The organism is Treponema denticola (genome assembly GCF_024400535.1).
In the GTDB taxonomy this organism is placed as follows: domain Bacteria; phylum Spirochaetota; class Spirochaetia; order Treponematales; family Treponemataceae; genus Treponema_B; species Treponema_B denticola_C.
Genome location: NZ_CP038800.1, coordinates 38353 through 58205, shown reverse-complemented (window position 1 = coordinate 58205; position 19853 = coordinate 38353). Strand labels below are relative to the sequence as shown.

Here is a 19853-nt window from a genome sequence, read left to right as displayed (position 1 = left end):
TAAGGTCTCCCTTAATTTCTAAATAATTTATTTTTTACCGGTTTCCAAGTATTTTTGTGTAAAAACATAATCGGGAATCTTCATACCGTATTCTATATTTTTTATTGTGATTATGGTTGAGGTATTTGTTTTGACGGTGGACAGTTTTGTTTTATAGGCTGTCATTATTCCGTTTACTTCCTTATAATCGTAAAGCTCAAGAATCTTTACGAGTTGAGAACCTTGATAAAATTCGGCCTTTAGTAAAAGATTTTTATCCTTTGTGATCCGCATTATGGTTTTTGAATATGTATAATTTTTATCCTTAGGGGTAGATTCTATAAGATAGACAGGCTTTCCGGCATATTCTTCTTCGCCTAAGATTTTAAAATTATCGAGCTTTGTGTCCCTTTCCATAAACGAAATATCGTTATTTGAAAAGTCCGAACCCATAAATGGCTCATCGGCACTTCCTTGGGCCGATATTTTTTGTACCTTTTTTGTTTGGGCCAAATACATTTTCTGGTCCGTAGTGCCGTCGGCTTTTTCAATCATTAAAAATCTTGAACCCTTATAAGACGGGGAATTTTTTATTTCGACAAACATTCTCTGTAAACCGTTTTTGTCCAAAGAAGAATATTGTCTAATCTCTAATGTTGAAAGGGTTTTTCCGCCTGACTGCATATCCAAACTTGATTCCGAGCCAAGTGAAGATGCCGTATTTTTTGTCTTTGTTTTAGCTGCAATTTCTTCTGCACTTTGGGCAAAGATTAAACTGCAAAATCCGATAGCAAAAATTAAACTTAAAGTAAATTTTTTCATACTTCCTCCGTATCTTTTACTTCATTAAAAGGATGTTCGTTTTTGATTTCCTTTATGTCTACAGGTAAAAGTTTTCTTATAAACTTTGGTTTCATTAAATTTAATAAAACCGGAAGAATAGTCAAGCTGCCGAGGGAGCTGGTTATCATTATCAGGGCAATTAAAAAGCCCAGCTCTGAAAGCATGTTAAATTTTGAGAGCATTAAAACTGCAAAACCCGCTCCTACGGAAACGGCATTGAATAAGATAGCCTTTCCCGAGCCCAAGAAGGTTAGATACAAAAATTGGCCGCCGCCCTTTGTTTTTAAAAAGCATTTATGATAGGCTGCCAAAAGGTGAATTGTATAATCAACTCCTATTCCTATTGCAAAACTCGCAACCATTGCAGTTCCTATGTTGAGCTTTATACCCAATCTGCCCATTATTCCGAAATTAATCAAGATAGAAAGTGCCAGCGGAATAATTCCAAAAAAACCTGCAAAGGCTGATTTATAATAGACGGAAAGAATCAAAAATACTATAAGAAGAGAAACTCCAACTGAAATCAATTGAGATTCTACTACGAGTTTGTTCAAGGTCTTTTCGACCAATACAAAGCCGCCTGTTTCAGCGATTACATCCTTGGGGAATTTAAGGCGTACAAATTCGTTTATTTCTTCGAGAACCTTGTCCGTATCTTGCTGTCCGACGGTTCGAAGCTGAATGTTTACTTTTAGTGTTTTGGGATTTGTATTATTATCTAAAAAGCCTTCAGTGTTTTTTCCTAAAAGGATAAGATAGTTTTGCATTATGGCCGAAAGTTCTTCTTGAGAATTTCTGCCGTATTTTTTAGGATCGGTTGGAATTTCATAGTAGGCGAGTCCTTTGTAGTTTACCTTTTTCCCGAATTCGTAAACGAGTTTTTCTGCAGGAAGATTTTTTTTGGTCCTTTCTTCCGCAGCTTCGTTCAGTATAGCCATAATTTCTTCTTGGCTGTATTGCTTTTTAGGTTTAGAGGTGTTTTTTGCAAGTTGAGTATCAGCGTCATCCGATTCTTCTTCAAAATTTCCGAAGTCTCCGAAATCGTCTGAAGGTTCTGCTTCATTTATATTATCATCGGCACCTTGACTTCCTTTAGAAACTCCTTCGGGAGCTTCATCGGCATTATATGCCTGATTTAAACGCTTAATTAGGGGAACAATGGAGGTAACCTTGCCTACATCTTCGATTTCTTCTTCCAAAAAAGAAGAAAGATCATCGATAGCTTTTAAAATATCCGGACGTAAAATATCGGAACCGCCTTTAGCCTTAATTACCATTTCGAGTACTTTTGAACCGCCGAAGTGTTTACGCATAAAACTATCGGATTGAATTACTGCGACATCTTTATCGAAGTATTCCATTAAAACATTATCGATAACGAGTTTTTTTACTCCTAATATGGAAAAAACTACTATGAGGCCGACAAAAAGAATTACCGAGCGGGAATGTTCTGCAATGATTACAAAGGTACTTGCAATGCCGCGATCCAAGCGGCTGGTGTTATCTTTTTTTGATGCCCAACGCATTGACGGTTTTTTGGGTCCTCTTAATATCAATATTCCTGGAATTAATGTTATGGATATTAAAAATGCTGCAGCAACGCCGAAGCTCGAAAAGATACCGAATTCGAAGATGGGGACGACAGAGGTAAAACAAAAGGAAACAAAGCCTGCGAAGGTTGTGAGAGCTGCCAAAAAAACCGGCCTTATAACCTCGCTTAAGGCCTTAACAACCTGTTCTTTATGTTCTTCCTTTGAGATGGAATCATCTTGTACGACCTCATCATAATAGTGGTTTATAACATGGATGCCGTATGCCGAACCGACTGCAATTAAAATAATCGGTAAAATTGTAGAAAGAATCGACAAGGGAACGTTAAAAAGAGCCATCGCTCCCAAAGCCCAGATTACTGAGCATATAACCGTCAAAAGAGGTAAAAATACACCGGTAAACCTTTTAAAAGAAAGAAATAAGACGCCTAAAACGACAATGATAACCAGAGGAACTAAAAAGCTTAAGTCATGGGCGGTTGCCTCATTTACTATCTCGTTAAAAATGGGTGTTCCCGTTAGGTAAATTTTAGAATCCGGAAAATTCCAAGAGTCTGTCAGTTTCATAATTTTACGGCAGGCCGCAATAGTTTCGGGAGAACCGCTTTCTTCATTCGTTACATTAAGAAAAACAAAGATTTGGGTTGCATGTAAATCTTCGGAAACAAGGCTCCGTTCATACATATCCCAGTTGCGAAGCTTATGTTTAACGGTCTTAATTTCTTCTTCAGTGCCCGAAAAATCCGGCGGAATAATGGGTTCGCTTACGATTCCCTCTTCGCCTATGTCTATATGAGTTGTATTTGTTATTAAAGTCGTGTTTTTTACCAAGTCGATTTCTTTTAGCTTTTCATCCAGTTGTTTCACCTCATCTAAAAATTCTTTGTCAATGATGGTAGAAAAACGGCGTTCTATACCTATCAAAATCGGCACATCTTCTCCAAAAATGTCGGCAATTTTTTTTGCACTGATTCTGGAAGGATCGTTTTTAGGAATAAAACGGAAGTTGTTATTATCAAAATTTAGTCTTATTATTTGAAGAGCAAAAAACAAGGTTATGGCAAGAATCGTTATAAGCATTGATACGGGATGTTTATAAAAGTTGTTTGTGGAAAATATTTGCTTAAATGTGAGTCTTTTCTCTTTCATAAAGTCTACCTCTAAATAAAAAACTTATACAGGGCGCTAAGCCGGTTTTGCGAATTTGTTTAAGATTCTATGCCCCGCCTTGCTTGTACACCGTCATTAAAATAGTGCTTTATCATCTTCATTTCGGTTACAAGATCTGCAGCTTCAATTATTTTTTTATTTGCGTAGCGGCCGGTTAAGACGAGTTCTACAGATTCGGGCTTGTTTTTGATAATATGCAAAATGCGTTCAATATCAAAAAGGCCGTATAAAAGGGCAACATTAACTTCTTCCATAATTACAACATCGTACTCGCCCGACATAATTATTTTTTCAATCTTATCCAAACCTTCATTTGCTCTTTGAATATCCTTTTCTGTAGGATCATTATGAACAAAGTGAGCTTCTCCGTATTGCTCTATTGTAAGATTGGGAAGATACTCAGGAGCTTTTAATTCGCTGTAATTCATTCCCTTTAAAAATTGCCCGATATAAACCTTGTATCCGGCACACACGGCTCTAAGAGCAAGCCCGAAAGCTGCTGTTGTTTTTCCCTTACCGTCTCCGGTATAAACTTGAACATATCCTTTTTTCATCTTTAAGACCTCCAAAAAAGTAATTCAACTTATAAAGTTAAGTATAATTATATCGGTTTTTTATTAAAGATACAATCATACACCGTAACAAATCCAGATAAGAATATAACCTATTATAACCGCAGTAAGGGTGTAGGGAACGCTCATCTTCATAAATTCTGCTGTTTTTTACCTGATGGCCTTCGTTTCTTAAAATACCGAGAGAAGTAATATTTGCAGAAGCTCCGATGGGCGTAATGTTTCCGCCGAGGGTTGCACCTGAAAGAAGTCCGAAGAACAAAATAGGTGAAGCTATATTAAGACCTTCCGAAAGTATTTGTATAATTGGTATCATTGCAGCAACATATGGAATATTATCTACAAATGCTGAAATTAAAACCGAACCCCAAACTATTATTGTGTAAATTAAAAATACATTTGAGCCGAGGGTCAAAAACCAGTCGGCAATGGCCTGTATGACTCCTGCCCTTGTAACGGCTGCAATAACAGTAAAAAGGCCCATCAGTAAAAAGAGAGTTTCAAAGCTGAGTTCTTTTTTGACGACTTTTAAAATATCAAGTTTTTTTGTTTTTATGATGTTATAGATAATACCTGCTATCATAAGGCCTGTACAAATTAACCCGTTTATTGTTTGAGGCTTTTTGTCTTCCGGCAAAAATGAGGCTCCGATCATAAGTACGACCATTACGAGAAGCAGAATAGACGGGAAATAATCCGTTACCTTGGTAAGTTCAACCTTATCCGGTTTTTGTACAGCCTTGCGGAAAATAAAATAGATAATTCCGGTAGCGGCAACCGCTGCAATTTCGACTGCAAAGAAAAGAGAGGGTTTTCCCAAATACCAAAAAAAGTCGAAAAAGGTCATGTTTAAATGGCTTCCTAAAAGTATTGAGGTAGTGTCTCCTACCAAGGTAGCTGCTCCTTGAAGATTTGCCGAAATTGAAATAGCAATTATGGGTTTTACAGGCGACATGTTGAGCTTTTTCGATAAGACAACTGCAATAGGAGCCAGCATTAAGACTGTGGCAACATTATCCATAAAGGCTGAAATAAAACCTGCAAAGAGGGATAAACATACTATAATCCATTTTACATTCGGAACATCATTTATAATCTTATCTGCAATACGCTGAGGCATCTTAGATTCGGTAAAGAGGGCAACCAAGCCCATTGTTCCTGCAATCATTAAAATAACATTCCAGTCAATGGCAAAAAAGACTTCATTGAAGGGGAGTATTCCTAAAAGTACGAAGATTAGGGCCGATGAACAGGCAACTATAGGCCTGTGGTTTGTAAGGGTAATCATCAAAACATATGTCAATCCGAATAGTACTGCTGCTAAAATGAGGGGATTTGTAAGCATGGTATTTCTCCTAAAGGGTAAATTTTTACACTAAATGAGCAGCTTTGTCAACATATGAAAAAGTCCTGTTTTAGAGCAGACAAAGGAGAGTTATTTTTATAAGCCCTTGAGTGAAGTAAAGTTTATATGTTATAATTAAGAAAGTACGCAGGGGCACTTGCGGTAAATATTTTTAGAGAGGTGAATTATGGATAAAGTAAAACTTGAAAGGATGAAAAACGACAAGGGTTTTATTGCGGCATTGGATCAGAGCGGAGGAAGTACGCCTAAGGCTTTGGCTGCTTACGGAGTTCCCGAAACGGCATATTCCAATGAAAAAGAAATGTTTGATCTTGTTCATGCTATGCGTACAAGAATAATCACGGGAAAAGCCTTTAATTCCAATAATATTTTGGGTGCAATTTTATTTGAGCAAACAATGGAAAGGGAGATTGAAGGAATGCCCACAGCCGACTTCTTATGGGAAAAAAAGAAGATACTTCCCTTTTTAAAGGTCGATAAGGGGCTTGCTGACTTAAAGGACGGCGTTCAGCTTATGAAGCCGATACCCAATTTAGACGCTATGTTAAAGCACGCCGTAGAAAAGCACATTTTTGGAACAAAGATGCGCTCCGTTATAAAAGAAGCAAATCCTCAAGGAATAAAGGCTGTTGTAGATCAGCAGTTTGAATTGGGTATTCAAATCGCAAAGGCCGGTCTTGTTCCTATTATTGAACCTGAAGTAGATATTAAATCTCCCGACAAGGCCAAGTGTGAAGAAATCCTTAAAAAAGAATTGGAAGAACACCTTAAAGCCTTGCCGAAAGACTTGCTTGTAATGTTTAAACTTTCAATTCCTACAAAAGAAAATCTTTATGAGGAATTCACAAAACATCCTCAGGTAGTTAGAATGGTAGCCTTATCAGGCGGTTATTCCAGAGATGAAGCAAACAAACTCTTGGCTAAAAACAAAGGTATGATTGCAAGTTTCTCCAGAGCTCTTGCCGAAGGTCTTTCTGCAAGTCAAAGCGATGCCGAGTTTAATGCAACCTTGGAAAAAACAATCAAGGGCGTTTACGAAGCTTCAATAACATAGTCCTTATTAAGAGCTGCAGCTTTCACATTCCTCGACTTCGAGGGAGCGGCTTCGCACATAATAGATTGACTTAAGGCCTTCTTCCCAAGCCTTTACATAGAGCGAAAGCACCTTGCTGAAGGTAAATTCGTTTGTAATGTAAAGGTTTACGGATTGAGCTTGGTCGATATGGCGTTGCCGTAAGCCTGCGGCTCTTATACTCCAGCCTTGTTCAATATTATGGGCGTTTTTATAAAGCCAATAGGTTTCCGGTGAAAGAGATGGGGCAACCCTGGGCATTAAAGAACCTTTTTTCTCTTCTAAAAAATACTTATTCATAATCGGGTCTACACCGGCAGTTGTGCCTGCTATAATCGAGGTTGAGCTTGTAGGTGCGACGGCCAAAAGATAGGCATTCCTCATTCCGTTTGATTTTACTTCCTCTGCGAGAGCCTTCCATTTTTCGTCAACATAATTCCGCTTTTTAAAATACTCTCCTGTCTGCCAATCGCTTCCTTCAAAGTAAGAATAGGAGCCTTTTTCTTTTGCAATTTGTGAAGAAGCTTTGATTGCTGCATAATTTATTCTTTCAAAAACTTTATCTGCAAAGTTAAGGTGCTCTTCGCTTTCCCATGCAATGCCGTTTTTTGCAAGAGCATGATGATAGCCCGAAGCTCCCAAACCGATTGACCTGTATCGGCTATTGGTAATTTGTGCATAGGGAATAGGATAAAAATTCAAGTCTATAACATTATCCAAGGCACGCACTGCCGAAGAAACGATTGTGTCTATTTCTTTTTCATCATTTACATCTATGTTTCCGAGAACAAGGGAAGCCAGATTACATACAACAAAGTCTCCGGGGATAGTAGTTGTAGCAACGACAGTATCTCCGTCTTCAGTTTTTATTTCGATGCTTTTATGTTTTATCCCGCTCATATTTTGAGAAATTTCTGTGCATAGGTTTGAGCAGTAAATCATTCCCTTGTGAGGATTGGGATTTGTTTTGTTTGCATGGTCGCGGTTAAAAGCAAAGGGGGTACCCGTTTCAACGGCCGATTTTAAGATTAAACGAACCAATTCTTTTATAGGAATTTCTCTTTTGTTGATGCGGGAATCGGCAACGCAGTCTTTATACCTCTTTTCCCATTCTTCTCCGTAAAAATCTTCGAGGGCATAGCCCTTGGTTTTTAAAATTTCATGGGGGCACATTAGGTGCCAAGAAGAATTTATATCATCGCGGACGGTTTTCCAAAAAAGATCGGGATAGCAGACTGCCGGAAAAACATCGTGGGCCTTCATTCTGTCATCTCCGTTATTGGTGCGGAGCTGTAAAAATTCGGGGATGTCCTTGTGCCAGACATCGAGGTAAACGGCGACCGAGCCCTGCCTTACTCCAAGTTGGTCAACGGCAACAGCCGTATCGTTTGCAAGTTTTATCCAGCGGATAATTCCGCCTGCCGCTCCCATAAACCCGCGTATGGGCGAACCGACAGCCCTGACTTTTCCGAAGTAGAGTCCCATACCTCCTCCGAATTTGGAAACCTTGGCAAAGTTATCTATGCTGCGGTAAATGCCGTCAAGGGAATCGGGAACCGTGTCTATAAAACATGAAGAAAGCTGATGATAAGGCTTTCGGGCATTTGAAAGGGTTGGTGTGGCCATCGTAACCTTTAAGGTACTTGTCATATCGTAAAAACGCCTTACCCATTCAAGCCTGTTTGATTTTTCTTTCATTGCCAGGTGAAGGGCAATACCTAAAAACATTTCCTGAGGCGATTCAAGAACGGTGTTTGAATGAGTGCGAATAACGTAGCGGCGTAAAAGAAGGTCGAGGGCACTGTAGGTAAAAAGCTTATTTCTTTCTTCGTTTATAAATGAAGCAGCCTCTTCCAGCTCATCTCGGCTATAGGCTTCGCAAATATATGTTCCGTAGAGACCTTCGTTTTCAAGGTATTTGATTTTTTCATAAAATGAATGAATCTGTCTTTTTTCAAGCTCGGTTTTTAGTTTTAATTTAAATTGAAGCATTAAAAGGCGAGCCGCAATAAATTCCCAGTCCGGGGCATCTTGGGCGGTAAGTTCGACGGAAGCCTTAATGAGCATAGTTAGGGATTCGGTCTCGCTCATATTTTCTTTTCTAAAAGAAAGGAATTTATGTGCAAGCAAGTTAAGGCTGTACTCGTCCGAAGTAAAGTCGTTTTGAATCTCGGTGAGGACGCTCTGAATTTCTATTGTATCAAAAAAGCGGCTTATCATTTGACGGGAATCCCGCCTCTTTGTGCGGCCGACACGGTAGAGTATAAAGTTTTTTACTTCCGCATAGTAGTTGTGCTCTATTAAAGTTTTTTCTACCAAGTCTTGAATTGTTTCAACCTGAACAAGGCTTCCGTTTTTGGTAAGCTCCAAGATGTCTTCTTCTATTTCCTTTACCAAGGGCGGAATGATTGTATCTAAATCGGTATGCGGAGAGTTTTCCACACTTTTAAAAGCGGAGCGGATAGCACCTTCAATTTTTTCCGGTTCGTAATTTTTAGTTTCACCGTTTCGTTTTATGATTTGCATTTTATTTTTCCTTTAAGCGTTTTAAAATTATGTTTGCTGTTCTATCCTTAGTTATAAGCAAAAGGCCTGCACCAAACCCTGCAAAAATAATAAAAGAAATAAAAAGCGGAACACCCTGTCCGATAAGTTTTCCGAGTGAAGCAAATGGAGAATAAATCTTATCCTTTAAAAAATAAAGGGGAATTGAGGCTGTAATCGAAAAAACGAATATTTTTGCAATAAATAAAAGAGCGGGGAAGATGAGATTCTTTACATCCAGGGCCTTGTTCCTTTTTAAAAATATTAAGAGAATGATTGTGTTTATAAATGAAGATATTGTCAAAGCAAGAGCTATGCCGTTTCCTCCCATGGGGTCTACCAAAATTAAGGCTAGGAGGATATTAACTGCAAAGCAGATTATTCCTGCGATTGTCGGGGATTTTGAATCGTTTTGGGCATAAAAGGCAGGAGCTATAATCCTGTTCGCAGCGATTGCAAAAAGTCCGATTATATGAAAGTTAAAAATTCCCAATGTTAATTTTACCGAAGCGGAATCGAATTTATTGCTCTTGTAAATGAGGATGATTAAATTTTCTCCCGACAAAAGAGAGAAAAAGGTTGCGGGTATTGTAATTAAAGCTATCACCTTTATAGCTTGTAACAGAACCTTTTGAAAGGCTTCCCAATCTTTACGCAAGGCAAGGGCCGACATTTCGGGGAGGATTACGGTTCCTACCGAAACGGCAAAGATACCTAATAAAAGTTCTTGTAAGCGTAAAGAATATTGTAAGCTCGAAGCTATTCCAAGACCTGCCGAGGTTGCAAGCGAGGTAGAAACCAAATCGTTTATCTGATAGGCTGCCATGCCTATTATGGTCGGCCCGATAAGAGCAAGGACTTTTTTTGTGCCGGGGTTTGAAAAGGTTTTTGCAAGGCTTGTAAACTTAAAACTAAATCCCGTCTTTAGAACAAAGGGCAGCTGAAAAATCGCCTGCACAAGACCTCCTGCAACAACACCGTATGACATTGCTGCGGCAGGATCTCCGAATGGTTTTGCAAAAATATAGGTAGAAGAAATTACGATTATGTTGAATAAAATAGGCGTAAAGCCTGAGGGGTTAAAAATCTTTACTCCGTTTAAAATGCCTTGAAAAAAGGCTGCAACCGAAATTAAAAATAAATATGGAAACATTATCCGCGTTAAAAAAACGGTAGAATCATAGTCTGCAATGTTTTTAAAAAAAAGTTTTACTATCAGCGGAGAAAGTATTATGCCCAATGTAACTACAATGGCAGTAGAAAAGCTTACAAGAGTAAAAATAGAATTTAAAAACTCGTTTATTTCTTTTTTTGTCTTTTCGGATTCTTGAGAATCTTTGTGTTTTTGCAGGTAGGCATTAAAGGTCGGAATAAAGGCAACGGTTATGCTGTTTTCGGCAAAGAGCCTTCTAAAAAGATTGGGAAGCATAAAGGCTGTGGCAAAAGCATCCGCCAATGGCCCGGTCCCTAAAAAATGAGACATGGTCATCTGGCGGACAAGCCCTAAAATCCTTGACCCTAAAACCAAAAGAGAAAGTTTTGACCCGCTTTTTACGAGAGATTTATTTTTATTTTCCACAATACTCATAATAAGCAAGGATTATACAGGCTTAGCGTTTATAATGCAAGAGTCTGCCGATATAAAATCTTTACCGTTTAATCAAACCTTAAACTTGCTGACTTCAGCAGCCAGATTTTCAATACTGGTTTTGTTCTTTTGGGTTATTGCATTTACTTCCTGAACTGCTTTGTTTATCTGAACAGCACCTGCTGCCATTTCGTTCATATTGTCGGTTATCATACGGGTTAAGTTATCAAGCTTCAGCATTTCTTCTGCGACTCCTTCACCGCCTTTCAGCATCTCTTCGGAACCGGCTTGCACTTCTACCGTTACCGTATTGATATTTTTAATTGCTCCGAGTACTTCTTTGCTGCCGTTCTCCTGTTCACGCATCGCTTCGGTAAGACGGTCGCTCATTGATTTTACTTGTTCGGATAAATTAAAAATCGTGCTGAATTTGTCTTCAACGGTTTTAGAAGAAACCGAAAGAGATTCTATTTCGCTTGATAAGGTTTTAAGCGTAGACGTTATCGTCTTGCCTTGAGTTGCCGAGTCTTCGGCTAACTTTCTGATTTCATCGGCGACGACGGCAAAACCTTTTCCTGCTTCGCCTGCGTGGGCAGCTTCAATAGCGGCGTTCATTGCGAGCAAATTGGTTTGGCTTGCAATATGCTGAATAACACTTGAAGCTTCAATGAGCGAGCCGGACTCTTCTGCAATTTTCTGTGTTACGCTGTTTGAGGTTACAATCGTTTCTTTTCCGTCTTCAGTTGCCGATGCAAGATTTTTAACAACATCATAGGTTTTTTCAAGCGTTTGAGTAATGGATGCGATGTTGGCAACCATCTCTTCTACTGAGGCCGAAGACTGAGCAACGCTCGCTGCCTGATGTTCGATACTATTATTAAGCTGTTTAATAGTACGTACAATTTGTTCAATTGTGGCTGCAGTTTCGGTTACGCTTGCAGCCTGTGTAAGGGTTTGACTTTTAACTCCTTCAATGTTTGCACTGATTTCATTTATCGCACTCGCCGTTTGAGTCATATTGGAAGCAAGTTCTTCTCCTATGGCTTCCATTGAAACCGAATTTTCACCGACATTTTTGATTGCAGCACCTATTTTTTCAATTGTTTGATTGAAGCATTCGGACAAATCTGTGATCTCATCATTTCCGGTAACGGGAAGTCGAACCGTTAAGTCTCCTTCTCCCTGTGCAATATCTTTTAACGCCGTAACCGTTTTTTGAATAGGCTGGAGCATATAATGTGCGACGGCATATATAACGGCAAGGGTAATAATCAAAATGATAATACCTAAAATTCTTATACTCATCCTTAAATCGTCTACGGTTTTTGTGAATTCTCTTACCGGTGCTTTAATAATAACCGTCCATCCGGTAATTTTGATCGTCGCATACGAAGCGATATTTGAAACGCCGTCATAATCATAGTAGCCGACCTCACTGGCATCAGTATCAAGGGCATGCTGCAAAAATGCCGACAGGGAAGCAAGGTTTTTATTGTTCTTACCTTCTTCAATCATATTCCTCTGCTTGGTTACCATATCAAAATTTTTGTGTGCTATAACGGTACCCTTTAAACCGAGTATATAGCATTCACCTGTTTTACCGACCACGATATCGTCAATTTCATTTGAGAGAAGCTGTGCCGGAACTGCCGCATTGAGCACACCGATTATATCATTATTATCATCATAAATCGGAACTGCAAAAAGGATTTGCATATTGTTTGTTATGTGTGAAATTGTAGGCTCGGTAATAAAGTTTTTACCCTGAGAGGCGGCTTTAAACCATTCTCTGTCGTTTACGGACATACGAAGTCCGTTTCCGTCGTATCGGTTGCCCTGCATATCGCAGATGCCGAAATAGTCTATCTTTTTGTTACGTTCGGCTTCTTTTATAAGAAGTTCTGCTTTTTCGGTTAAAGGCATTGAATTGTCGCGTAAAAACGGCATGCGGGCCAAGCCTTCAATAAATTGAACAACGGAAGATACTCTTCCATTTATGACTTCTGCTATGTCGGTCGCTTTATCGGTTAGATGTGCTTCTACTTTTTTCAAGCACGGCTTTACGTGCATTTCTTATCGTAATCAGAGCTGCAATTGTGAGCGCAACCGCAATTAAAAAGCCGAAAATTAAAACCAGTTTTTTTCGCAATGAAAATCGCTTTTTACCTGTTTTTGCGATCTGATTTTTCTCATTATTTTCCTTATAGGAAATTCCGCCGTTCTTTGTCATTTTAAGGCTCCTTTGTTATAGGAAACCTCGAAAAACGAAAAGTTTTTCGAGGTTTCCCTTAAATTTATTTACGACGTTTTTTAGATTTACATTTCAGCCGTTTTTAATATACTTATTTTAACGCGCTTAGTCCACTGTTTTTTTATGATTTACCTTATACTTTAAATTTAGAAACCTCATTTGATAAATTTTCAATACTCTTTTTTATTTTTCTGAGTAATGCCGCTTACTTCTTCGACTGCAATGGTAATTTGCTCGGCTCCTAAAGCTATTTCATTCATACTGTTGGTGGTCTCGAGCGTTATCTCGGCGAGTTTGTGCATCTCTTGCGCAATTTGGCTGCCGCCTGAAATCATTTCGGCGGAGCCTGTCTTAATTTCACTTGTTACGTCATTTATTCTCTTAATGGCATCAAGTACTTGTTTTCCGTTTTCTTCTTGTTCTCTCATCACTTCCAAAATAGAATCTTCTTTTTCGGAGATTTGACTGACTAAGTTGTATACATCGATAAACGTTTTTTCCGCTTGGGAACCGGCCTCTGTAATGTTGCGTATAATTTCCGTTGTCTCTTTTATAACCGCAGCAATTTGCTTTCCTTGCAGATTAGAGCCTTCGGCAAGTTTTCTAATCTCGCCGGCGACAACTGCAAAACCCTTACCGGATTCGCCTGCATGGGCTGCCTCTATTGCAGCATTCATTGCTAAAAGGTTCGTTTGACTTGCAATATTTTGAATGATTTGACTCGCCTCAAGGAGGGACGCCGATTTTTCGGCGATTTGCTTTACAATATCATTTGCAGTTCTTGCTCCGTCTTTACCGACCTTGGTTTGTCCATACACCGTTTTGATAAGCTCGTTATTTTCATCAAGCGTTTTAGCGATTTTAACTGTGTTCTTAGCCATGTGCGTAATGACTTCAGAAGATTCGCTGATGCTTGCGGCTTGCATTTCTATACCGGAAACGAGGCGGCTAAGCCGTCCATTGATTTGCTCCACTGTTGCAACGGTTTCCGTAACGCCTGCAGCCTGAGACATGGCTTTTTCTTTTACACCTTTAACGTTTTCGCCTATCTGTTTAATTGCGGCTGCCGTTTCTTCCATACTGCTTGATAGCTGAGATCCGATTGAGCCCATTTTATCGGCTTCATCTTTTAAAAGGCATATCATCGTATGATTGTTTTCGATTGCGGTATTGAGGTTTATCATAATACGTCCGACTTCATTATTCTTTTTTACCTTTACCCTATCGGTAAGGTCGCCTTCGGCAATTTTGCCGAAAACGGTTTCGAGCCGCTTAAAATAGCGTTTAAGAGCCTTTGCAAAAATAAAAGCCAATGTAAAATACAGGACGAACATAAAAAGACCGATAAGAATCATATTTTTTAAGAGGGTATAAAAAAGTGAAAGCATTTCGTTTTGTTCGATAAAAAGAGCAACTTTCCAATCGAGGCCCGAAAGTGAAAATACTGAAACCTTCCATCTCTTTCCGTCAAGCATAATAAAAGCCGAGCCCTCTTTCATTTTGTCTATTTCGTTAAAGGCGGGAATACCGGTTTCTTTTAATATTTTTAGATTGGAGTCTTTATGTTTTGGGTCAGCTAAAATCAACCCATCGTTTTGCATAAGCATACAATAGCCCGTCTTGCCGATACGGATGCTGCCGACTCGTGAAGCTAAATCCGTAAGATCTAAGTCAAGACCGATACAGCCTAAAAAAGCCCCCTTAGGATCTTTTATTGCCTGAGCCAATGCTACGACGGGGCTGCCGTCTGTTGATATATATACTGGCGTTATTATGACCTTTCCGTTTGCTCCCGCCGCATTTTTATACCAAGGTCTGTTACGCGGGTCAAATCCTTGTTGATATTCCTCTGTCCATGAAGTTACGAAACCTCCCCAGCTCGTGCCCATATATATTTCTTTAAACTCTTCATAATTTTTATCCATACGAACGAAGAGCGCTTTTATATCCTGTTCCGTTTTGCCGTCATGTATATACACAATGTCTTTTCTTTCGCCTGTATAGTTATACAGCGTTTCGTCGGCATTTTTGACAGCAGGATTTTCCGCAAGCATAGTAACGGTATTTTTTCCGTTTCGGATAAAAAGGTTTATGGACCTTTCAATATTAGAAAATTGCTGCTCAGTAAATTCATCGAACTGAGCTATGTTCTTTTTATATAGTTGGAAGCCCACAACAGCACAAATAACGGAAACGATTGAAATGATTGTTATTGTAATTGCCCGTAAAAGGCGTACCGTAATAGATGCCCCTTTTTTAATAGCTCCGTCCTTAGTTTTGGGGGAGGGTAATGTAACTTTTTCTTTCATTTTGTCAAATCCTTTTTTCTATTATATAGAATACATTAATTATATCAAGACTTTTATTTTTCTGCAAGCCTCTTGAAAGCGATTTAAAACAGATTGCTTTTCGGAATAAATAGTAGTATAATATGGTTCTATTGAAGGATAACTTTATGCTGAAAACCCTATCAAAAAGCCTTCGGGAATATAAAAGGACGTCCGTGCTCGCAGTGCTTCTGACAATCACGGAGGTTGTATTTGAAATTATTATCCCCTCCTGTATGGCGTATTTAATCGATTTTGGAATTGAACTCGGTGCAATGGGAACCGTATTCAAGTACGGAGTTGCGCTGTTAATTTTTGCAATTATTCAATTACTGACAGGTGTTTTTTCGTCGATTACAGCGGCAAAGGCTTCGGCAGGATTTGCTGCAAACCTTAGGCAAGATATGTACGCTAATGTTCAAACATTTTCTTTTTCCAATATCGACAAATTTTCAACTTCTTCCATTATAACGCGGCTTACAACCGATGTAACGAATGTTCTCAATTCTTATCAGATGCTTGTAAAGCTCGCTGTGCGCGCTCCCGGTATGATGATTTTTGCGATGATTGCATCGTTTAGAATCAGTCCTAAAATTTCCATGATATTCCTATGTATGATTCCGCTTCTGGGACTCGGCATTTTTTTGATTATCAGTAAAGTGCATCCGATATTCAGAAATGTTTTTAAGACCTATGATAAGCTCAACAATGTCGTGCAGGAAAATGTGCGCGGAGTACGGGCGGTAAAGTCCTTTAACCGGCAGCAGTACGAAATTGAAAAGTTTGAAAAAATTTCGGAATCGATTTATCGAGGATTTTCAAAGGGGGAGAGGTATATCACTCTGATGATGCCGATGGCGCAGCTATGTATTTATACCTGTATGATTTTGATTTCATGGTTCGGTGCGAAGGAGATTGTTGCAAGCGGAAACAATGCGGCACAGGGCTTAACCACAGGATCGCTGATGGCTCTTTTTTCGTATGCAACACAGATTATGATGAGCTTGATGATGTTCTCCATGGTCTTTGTGATGATCACGATTTCCCGCTCATCTGCGGAGCGCATTGCCGAAATTTTAAATGAACGCTCTACCATTCAAAACCCTGAACATCCTGTGATGGAGGTAAAGGACGGAAGTATATGCTTTACCGATGCCGATTTTATGTATAGTGCCGATGCGGATAAAAAAGTTATTACCAATGCAAACATTTCAATCGATTCGGGAGAAACGGTTGGAATTATCGGAGGCACCGGTTCTTCCAAGACTTCTTTTGTGCAGCTCATTCCCCGATTGTACGATGTTACTTCCGGTTCGGTTAGCGTCGGCGGCGTAAACGTAAAAGACTATGATGTAAAAACTCTGCGGGATGCGGTTGCCATGGTTTTACAGAAAAACGAATTATTCTCAGGTACGGTGAAAGATAATTTGAAGTGGGGCAATGAACACGCAAGCGATGAAGAAATTGCCGAAGCCTGCCGCCTTGCCTGTGCTTCCGAATTTGTCGAAGCAATGCCGGATGCTTATGATTCCCATATTGAGCAGGGCGGAACAAATGTTTCGGGCGGACAAAAACAGCGGCTCTGTATTGCGCGGGCTCTTTTAAAAAGACCTAAGATTTTAATCCTAGATGATTCTACCAGTGCGGTGGACACCAAGACGGATGCTCTGATTCATAAATCATTTAAAGAGTTCCTTCCGGAAACAACAAAGATTATTATTGCACAGCGGATTTCTTCCGTGCAGCATGCGGATAAAATCCTCGTATTCGATAAGGGTTCAATTACTGCAGTAGGCACACATGACGAACTGTTGCAGACGAGTGCCATCTATAAAGAAGTCTTTGAAACTCAACAAAAAGGACATGAATAATATGAAACCTATTAACACAGCAAAACCGGAAATGAAGCTTTCCATGCCGGCCGTCAAACGGCTTCTTTCCTACCTTAAACAATATAAAACCGTTCTTGCGGTTGTTACGGTCTGTATTTTATTAAGCGCAGGAGCAACCGCATCAGCAGCTTTGTTCCTGCAAGTATTGATTGACCGGTATATTATGCCGCTGCTTGCGCAAAGCACTCCGGTGTTTAGCGGACTTTTACGGGTGCTCATCTTTATGGCGGCGGTTTACGGCACAGGTGTTCTTTGTTCATGGATTTATAACCGCTTGATGATTAAGGTTGCACAGCGGACTCTCAAGCGGATTAGAGATGAAATGTTCTCTAAGATGCAGCGCTTCCCTCTGCGGTATTTTGACACGCACACTCACGGAGATATTATGAGCCGCTATACCAATGATACCGACACACTCCGGCAGATGATTACGCAGTCGATGCCTCAGCTGGTTTCTTCTATGTGTACGGTTGTTACAGTTTTCTTTGCAATGCTGTATCAGAGCGTGTATCTTACGATTATCGTTGTCGCTTCTATCTTTTCTATTTTAAAAGTGATTAAGTTTATCGCAAAAAAAAGCGGCTTTTATTTTGTACGGCAGCAGGAAACGCTCGGGCTGCTGAACGGCTATGTTGAAGAAATGATTAACGGACAAAAGGTAATTAAAGTGTTCTGCCGGGAAGAAGCGGTCAAAGTCGATTTTCATGAAAAAAATGCCGCATGGCAGGAAAGCGCCTCAAAGGCAAACTCCTATGCGAATATCATCATGCCCTTTATGAATGCACTCGGCTATTTTCAATATGTGATTGTCGCCCTTGTCGGAGCATGGTTCGCAATTGCAAAAATCCCCAATCCTACTATCGCAGGTATCAATACGCTGACGCTTGGTACCATCGCGTCGTTTTTAACGCTATCGCGGAATTTTACCAATCCTATTTCTCAGCTTTCCAATCAGCTCAATTCGGTTATCAATGCCGTTGCAGGAGCCTCGCGTATTTTTTCACTTATGGACGAAACTCCGGAGGAAGATGCCGGTACCGTTACTCTCGTAAATGCACGGGAAGAAGCAGGTACTCTGACCGAAACTGTGGGGCACACCGGGGTATGGGCTTGGAAGGAAATGCACGAGGACGGCAGCATTACATTAACAAGACTTACCGGAAAGGTGATTTTTGAGCATGTCGATTTCGGTTACTCGCCTGATAAAAAAGTTTTAAAAGACATAAACCTTTTTGCAGAACGGGGACAGAAGGTCGCTTTTGTCGGGGCAACAGGTGCAGGCAAAACAACGATTACCAATTTGATAAACCGCTTTTATGATATTAACAAAGGAACTATCACCTATGACGGAATACCGATTACCCATATAAAGAAAGAAGACCTGCGCAGCTCACTCGGTATCGTATTGCAAGAGGTTAATTTATTTACCGGCACCATTATGGAAAATATCCGTTTCGGCAATTTGGATGCAACCGACGAGCAGTGTATCGAAGCGGCGAAACTTGCCAATGCTCACAATTTTATTACAATGCTTCCACATGGTTATGACACGGTTATTGAAGGGATCAAAAACTCTCTTTCGCAAGGACAGCGCCAGCTATTGTCCATCGCCCGCGCCGCAGTCTCCGATCCGCCCGTTATGATTTTGGACGAAGCGACATCTTCAATCGACACCCGAACCGAAGCTCTTATCCAAAAAGGTATGGATAGGCTGATGGAAGGCCGAACCGTTTTTGTCATCGCTCACCGTCTTTCCACAGTTATGAATTCCGATGTTATCATGGTCTTGGATCACGGTGAAATTATCGAGCGCGGCACACACGCCTCTCTGCTGGAGAAGAAGGGCGTATACTATAGACTCTACACCGGAGCTTTTGAACTCGACTAAGTTTTTGACAAATAGCTGGGTACCTATTCTGCTGGATTATTGATATCTAAAATCTTTTTTAGCATAGGGTAGTATAAATTTTAATGGTTTTGTGTTATATTTCTTGGCTAGGTTAAGTGCTTGGTAGGAGGGTTTTATGCAAGATACACAAATCGAATTAGGTTCATATGAAAAAAGCATACATAGGTGGGGAAGAACATGGATGATAATAGCTATTATAATGTTTCTTTCTTATCCTCTTTTTACCTGTATTTACTATAATACCTGGCCTAATTTTTGGCTCCTTTTAAGGGGGCTTTTCGGTGTTGCCGTTGTTTTTTGGCCGGTAGGAATTATTGAAGCCTTTACCTTTGCCCCCATGCTCGGTGCGGGCGGAACCTATGTAGGCTTTATAACAGGAAACTTGACAAACCTAAAAGTGCCCTGCGGAGTCTTAGCCTTGGAAACGGCAAAGGTTGAAGCCAATACAGAAGAAGGCGATGTAGTTACCACAATCGCCGTTGCGGTTTCTTCCATTACTACAACCCTTATCTTGGTTTTGGGAATGCTCTTATTGACTCAGTTAAAACCCATATTGGAATCTCCCATCATGGCACCGGCCTTTAAAAATATTTTGCCGGCCCTTTTCGGCGGCCTTCTGGTAGTCTTCGTTGCAAAAAATCCTAAGATTGCCGCAGTCCCCTTTGCCTTTATGCTGATTCTTTTTATTGCAATGCCCCAGCTGGGAAAGGCTATAAGTATGCTCATTCCCGTCGGGGCCGCAATTACAATCATCTACACAAGGATAATGTATAAAAAGGGTAAGATATAA

The 19853-nt window shown here is 39.9% G+C and carries 9 protein-coding genes and 3 pseudogenes; 4 read left to right on the top strand and 8 right to left on the bottom strand.

Translation table 11 applies throughout. The features are described 5' to 3' along the window. Nucleotides 1-27 precede the first annotated feature (27 nt). The 4 genes and pseudogenes from E4N78_RS00240 to E4N78_RS00225 all read right to left on the bottom strand — a co-directional run bounded on the left by E4N78_RS00240 (nt 28) and on the right by E4N78_RS00225 (nt 5459). Nucleotides 28-801, bottom strand: a complete 774-nt coding sequence (locus tag E4N78_RS00240) for an outer membrane lipoprotein-sorting protein (protein ID WP_255811130.1) — start codon at nt 799-801, stop codon at nt 28-30. Beyond that, nucleotides 798-3521 carry an efflux RND transporter permease subunit gene (locus tag E4N78_RS00235; RefSeq protein ID WP_255811129.1) on the bottom strand — a complete coding sequence of 908 codons (2724 nt, stop codon included), beginning with the start codon at nt 3519-3521 and terminating at the stop codon, nt 798-800. The genes E4N78_RS00240 and E4N78_RS00235 overlap by 4 nt, the downstream gene beginning before the upstream one ends. Nucleotides 3522-3580: 59 nt before the next feature. Further along, the gene (cobO, locus tag E4N78_RS00230; protein WP_002666509.1) at nt 3581-4096 is read right to left on the bottom strand and encodes a cob(I)yrinic acid a,c-diamide adenosyltransferase; all 516 of its coding nucleotides are present in this window, start codon (nt 4094-4096) and stop codon (nt 3581-3583) included. 75 nt (nt 4097-4171) lie between these two features. Next, nucleotides 4172-5459 (bottom strand): annotated as a pseudogene (locus tag E4N78_RS00225) (SLC13 family permease). A 187-nt stretch (nt 5460-5646) separates the two neighbouring features. Here E4N78_RS00225 and E4N78_RS00220 point away from each other — a divergent pair. Further along, complete coding sequence (locus tag E4N78_RS00220) at nt 5647-6534, top strand: fructose bisphosphate aldolase (RefSeq protein WP_255811127.1); 888 nt, start codon at nt 5647-5649, stop codon at nt 6532-6534. Nucleotides 6535-6540: 6 nt separating this feature from the next. Here E4N78_RS00220 and E4N78_RS00215 read toward each other — a convergent pair whose 3' ends face one another. The 4 genes and pseudogenes from E4N78_RS00215 to E4N78_RS00200 all read right to left on the bottom strand — a co-directional run bounded on the left by E4N78_RS00215 (nt 6541) and on the right by E4N78_RS00200 (nt 15244). Continuing rightward, the gene (locus E4N78_RS00215; protein ID WP_255811126.1) at nt 6541-9078 is read right to left on the bottom strand and encodes a ribonucleoside-diphosphate reductase subunit alpha; all 2538 of its coding nucleotides are present in this window, start codon (nt 9076-9078) and stop codon (nt 6541-6543) included. Nucleotide 9079: 1 nt separating this feature from the next. After that, nucleotides 9080-10684 carry a murein biosynthesis integral membrane protein MurJ gene (gene murJ, locus E4N78_RS00210; protein WP_255811125.1) on the bottom strand — a complete coding sequence of 535 codons (1605 nt, stop codon included), beginning with the start codon at nt 10682-10684 and terminating at the stop codon, nt 9080-9082. 72 nt (nt 10685-10756) lie between these two features. Further along, nucleotides 10757-12914: pseudogene (locus tag E4N78_RS00205) on the bottom strand (methyl-accepting chemotaxis protein). Nucleotides 12915-13068: 154 nt separating this feature from the next. Then, nucleotides 13069-15244: pseudogene (locus tag E4N78_RS00200) on the bottom strand (methyl-accepting chemotaxis protein). A 146-nt stretch (nt 15245-15390) separates the two neighbouring features. Here E4N78_RS00200 and E4N78_RS00195 point away from each other — a divergent pair. The 3 genes from E4N78_RS00195 (at nt 15391) to E4N78_RS00185 (ending at nt 19853) form a co-directional block, all read left to right on the top strand. Next, on the top strand, nt 15391-17133 hold the full coding sequence (locus tag E4N78_RS00195) for an ABC transporter ATP-binding protein (RefSeq protein ID WP_255811123.1): 1743 nt from the start codon (nt 15391-15393) through the stop codon (nt 17131-17133). Nucleotide 17134: 1 nt separating this feature from the next. Then, on the top strand, nt 17135-19042 hold the full coding sequence (locus tag E4N78_RS00190) for an ABC transporter ATP-binding protein (RefSeq protein WP_255811122.1): 1908 nt from the start codon (nt 17135-17137) through the stop codon (nt 19040-19042). A gap of 136 nt (nt 19043-19178) precedes the next feature. Next, nucleotides 19179-19853 (top strand): hypothetical protein, encoded by a 675-nt coding sequence (locus tag E4N78_RS00185; protein WP_255811121.1) that lies wholly within the window; start codon nt 19179-19181, stop codon nt 19851-19853.

Coding starts and splice junctions, on each gene's coding strand:
- E4N78_RS00240 (WP_255811130.1), bottom strand. CDS start 801: ATGAAAAAATTTACTTTAAGTTTAATTTTTGCTATCGGATTTTGCAGT.
- E4N78_RS00235 (WP_255811129.1), bottom strand. CDS start 3,521: ATGAAAGAGAAAAGACTCACATTTAAGCAAATATTTTCCACAAACAAC.
- cobO (WP_002666509.1), bottom strand. CDS start 4,096: ATGAAAAAAGGATATGTTCAAGTTTATACCGGAGACGGTAAGGGAAAA.
- E4N78_RS00220 (WP_255811127.1), top strand. CDS start 5,647: ATGGATAAAGTAAAACTTGAAAGGATGAAAAACGACAAGGGTTTTATT.
- E4N78_RS00215 (WP_255811126.1), bottom strand. CDS start 9,078: ATGCAAATCATAAAACGAAACGGTGAAACTAAAAATTACGAACCGGAA.
- murJ (WP_255811125.1), bottom strand. CDS start 10,684: ATGAGTATTGTGGAAAATAAAAATAAATCTCTCGTAAAAAGCGGGTCA.
- E4N78_RS00195 (WP_255811123.1), top strand. CDS start 15,391: ATGCTGAAAACCCTATCAAAAAGCCTTCGGGAATATAAAAGGACGTCC.
- E4N78_RS00190 (WP_255811122.1), top strand. CDS start 17,135: ATGAAACCTATTAACACAGCAAAACCGGAAATGAAGCTTTCCATGCCG.
- E4N78_RS00185 (WP_255811121.1), top strand. CDS start 19,179: ATGCAAGATACACAAATCGAATTAGGTTCATATGAAAAAAGCATACAT.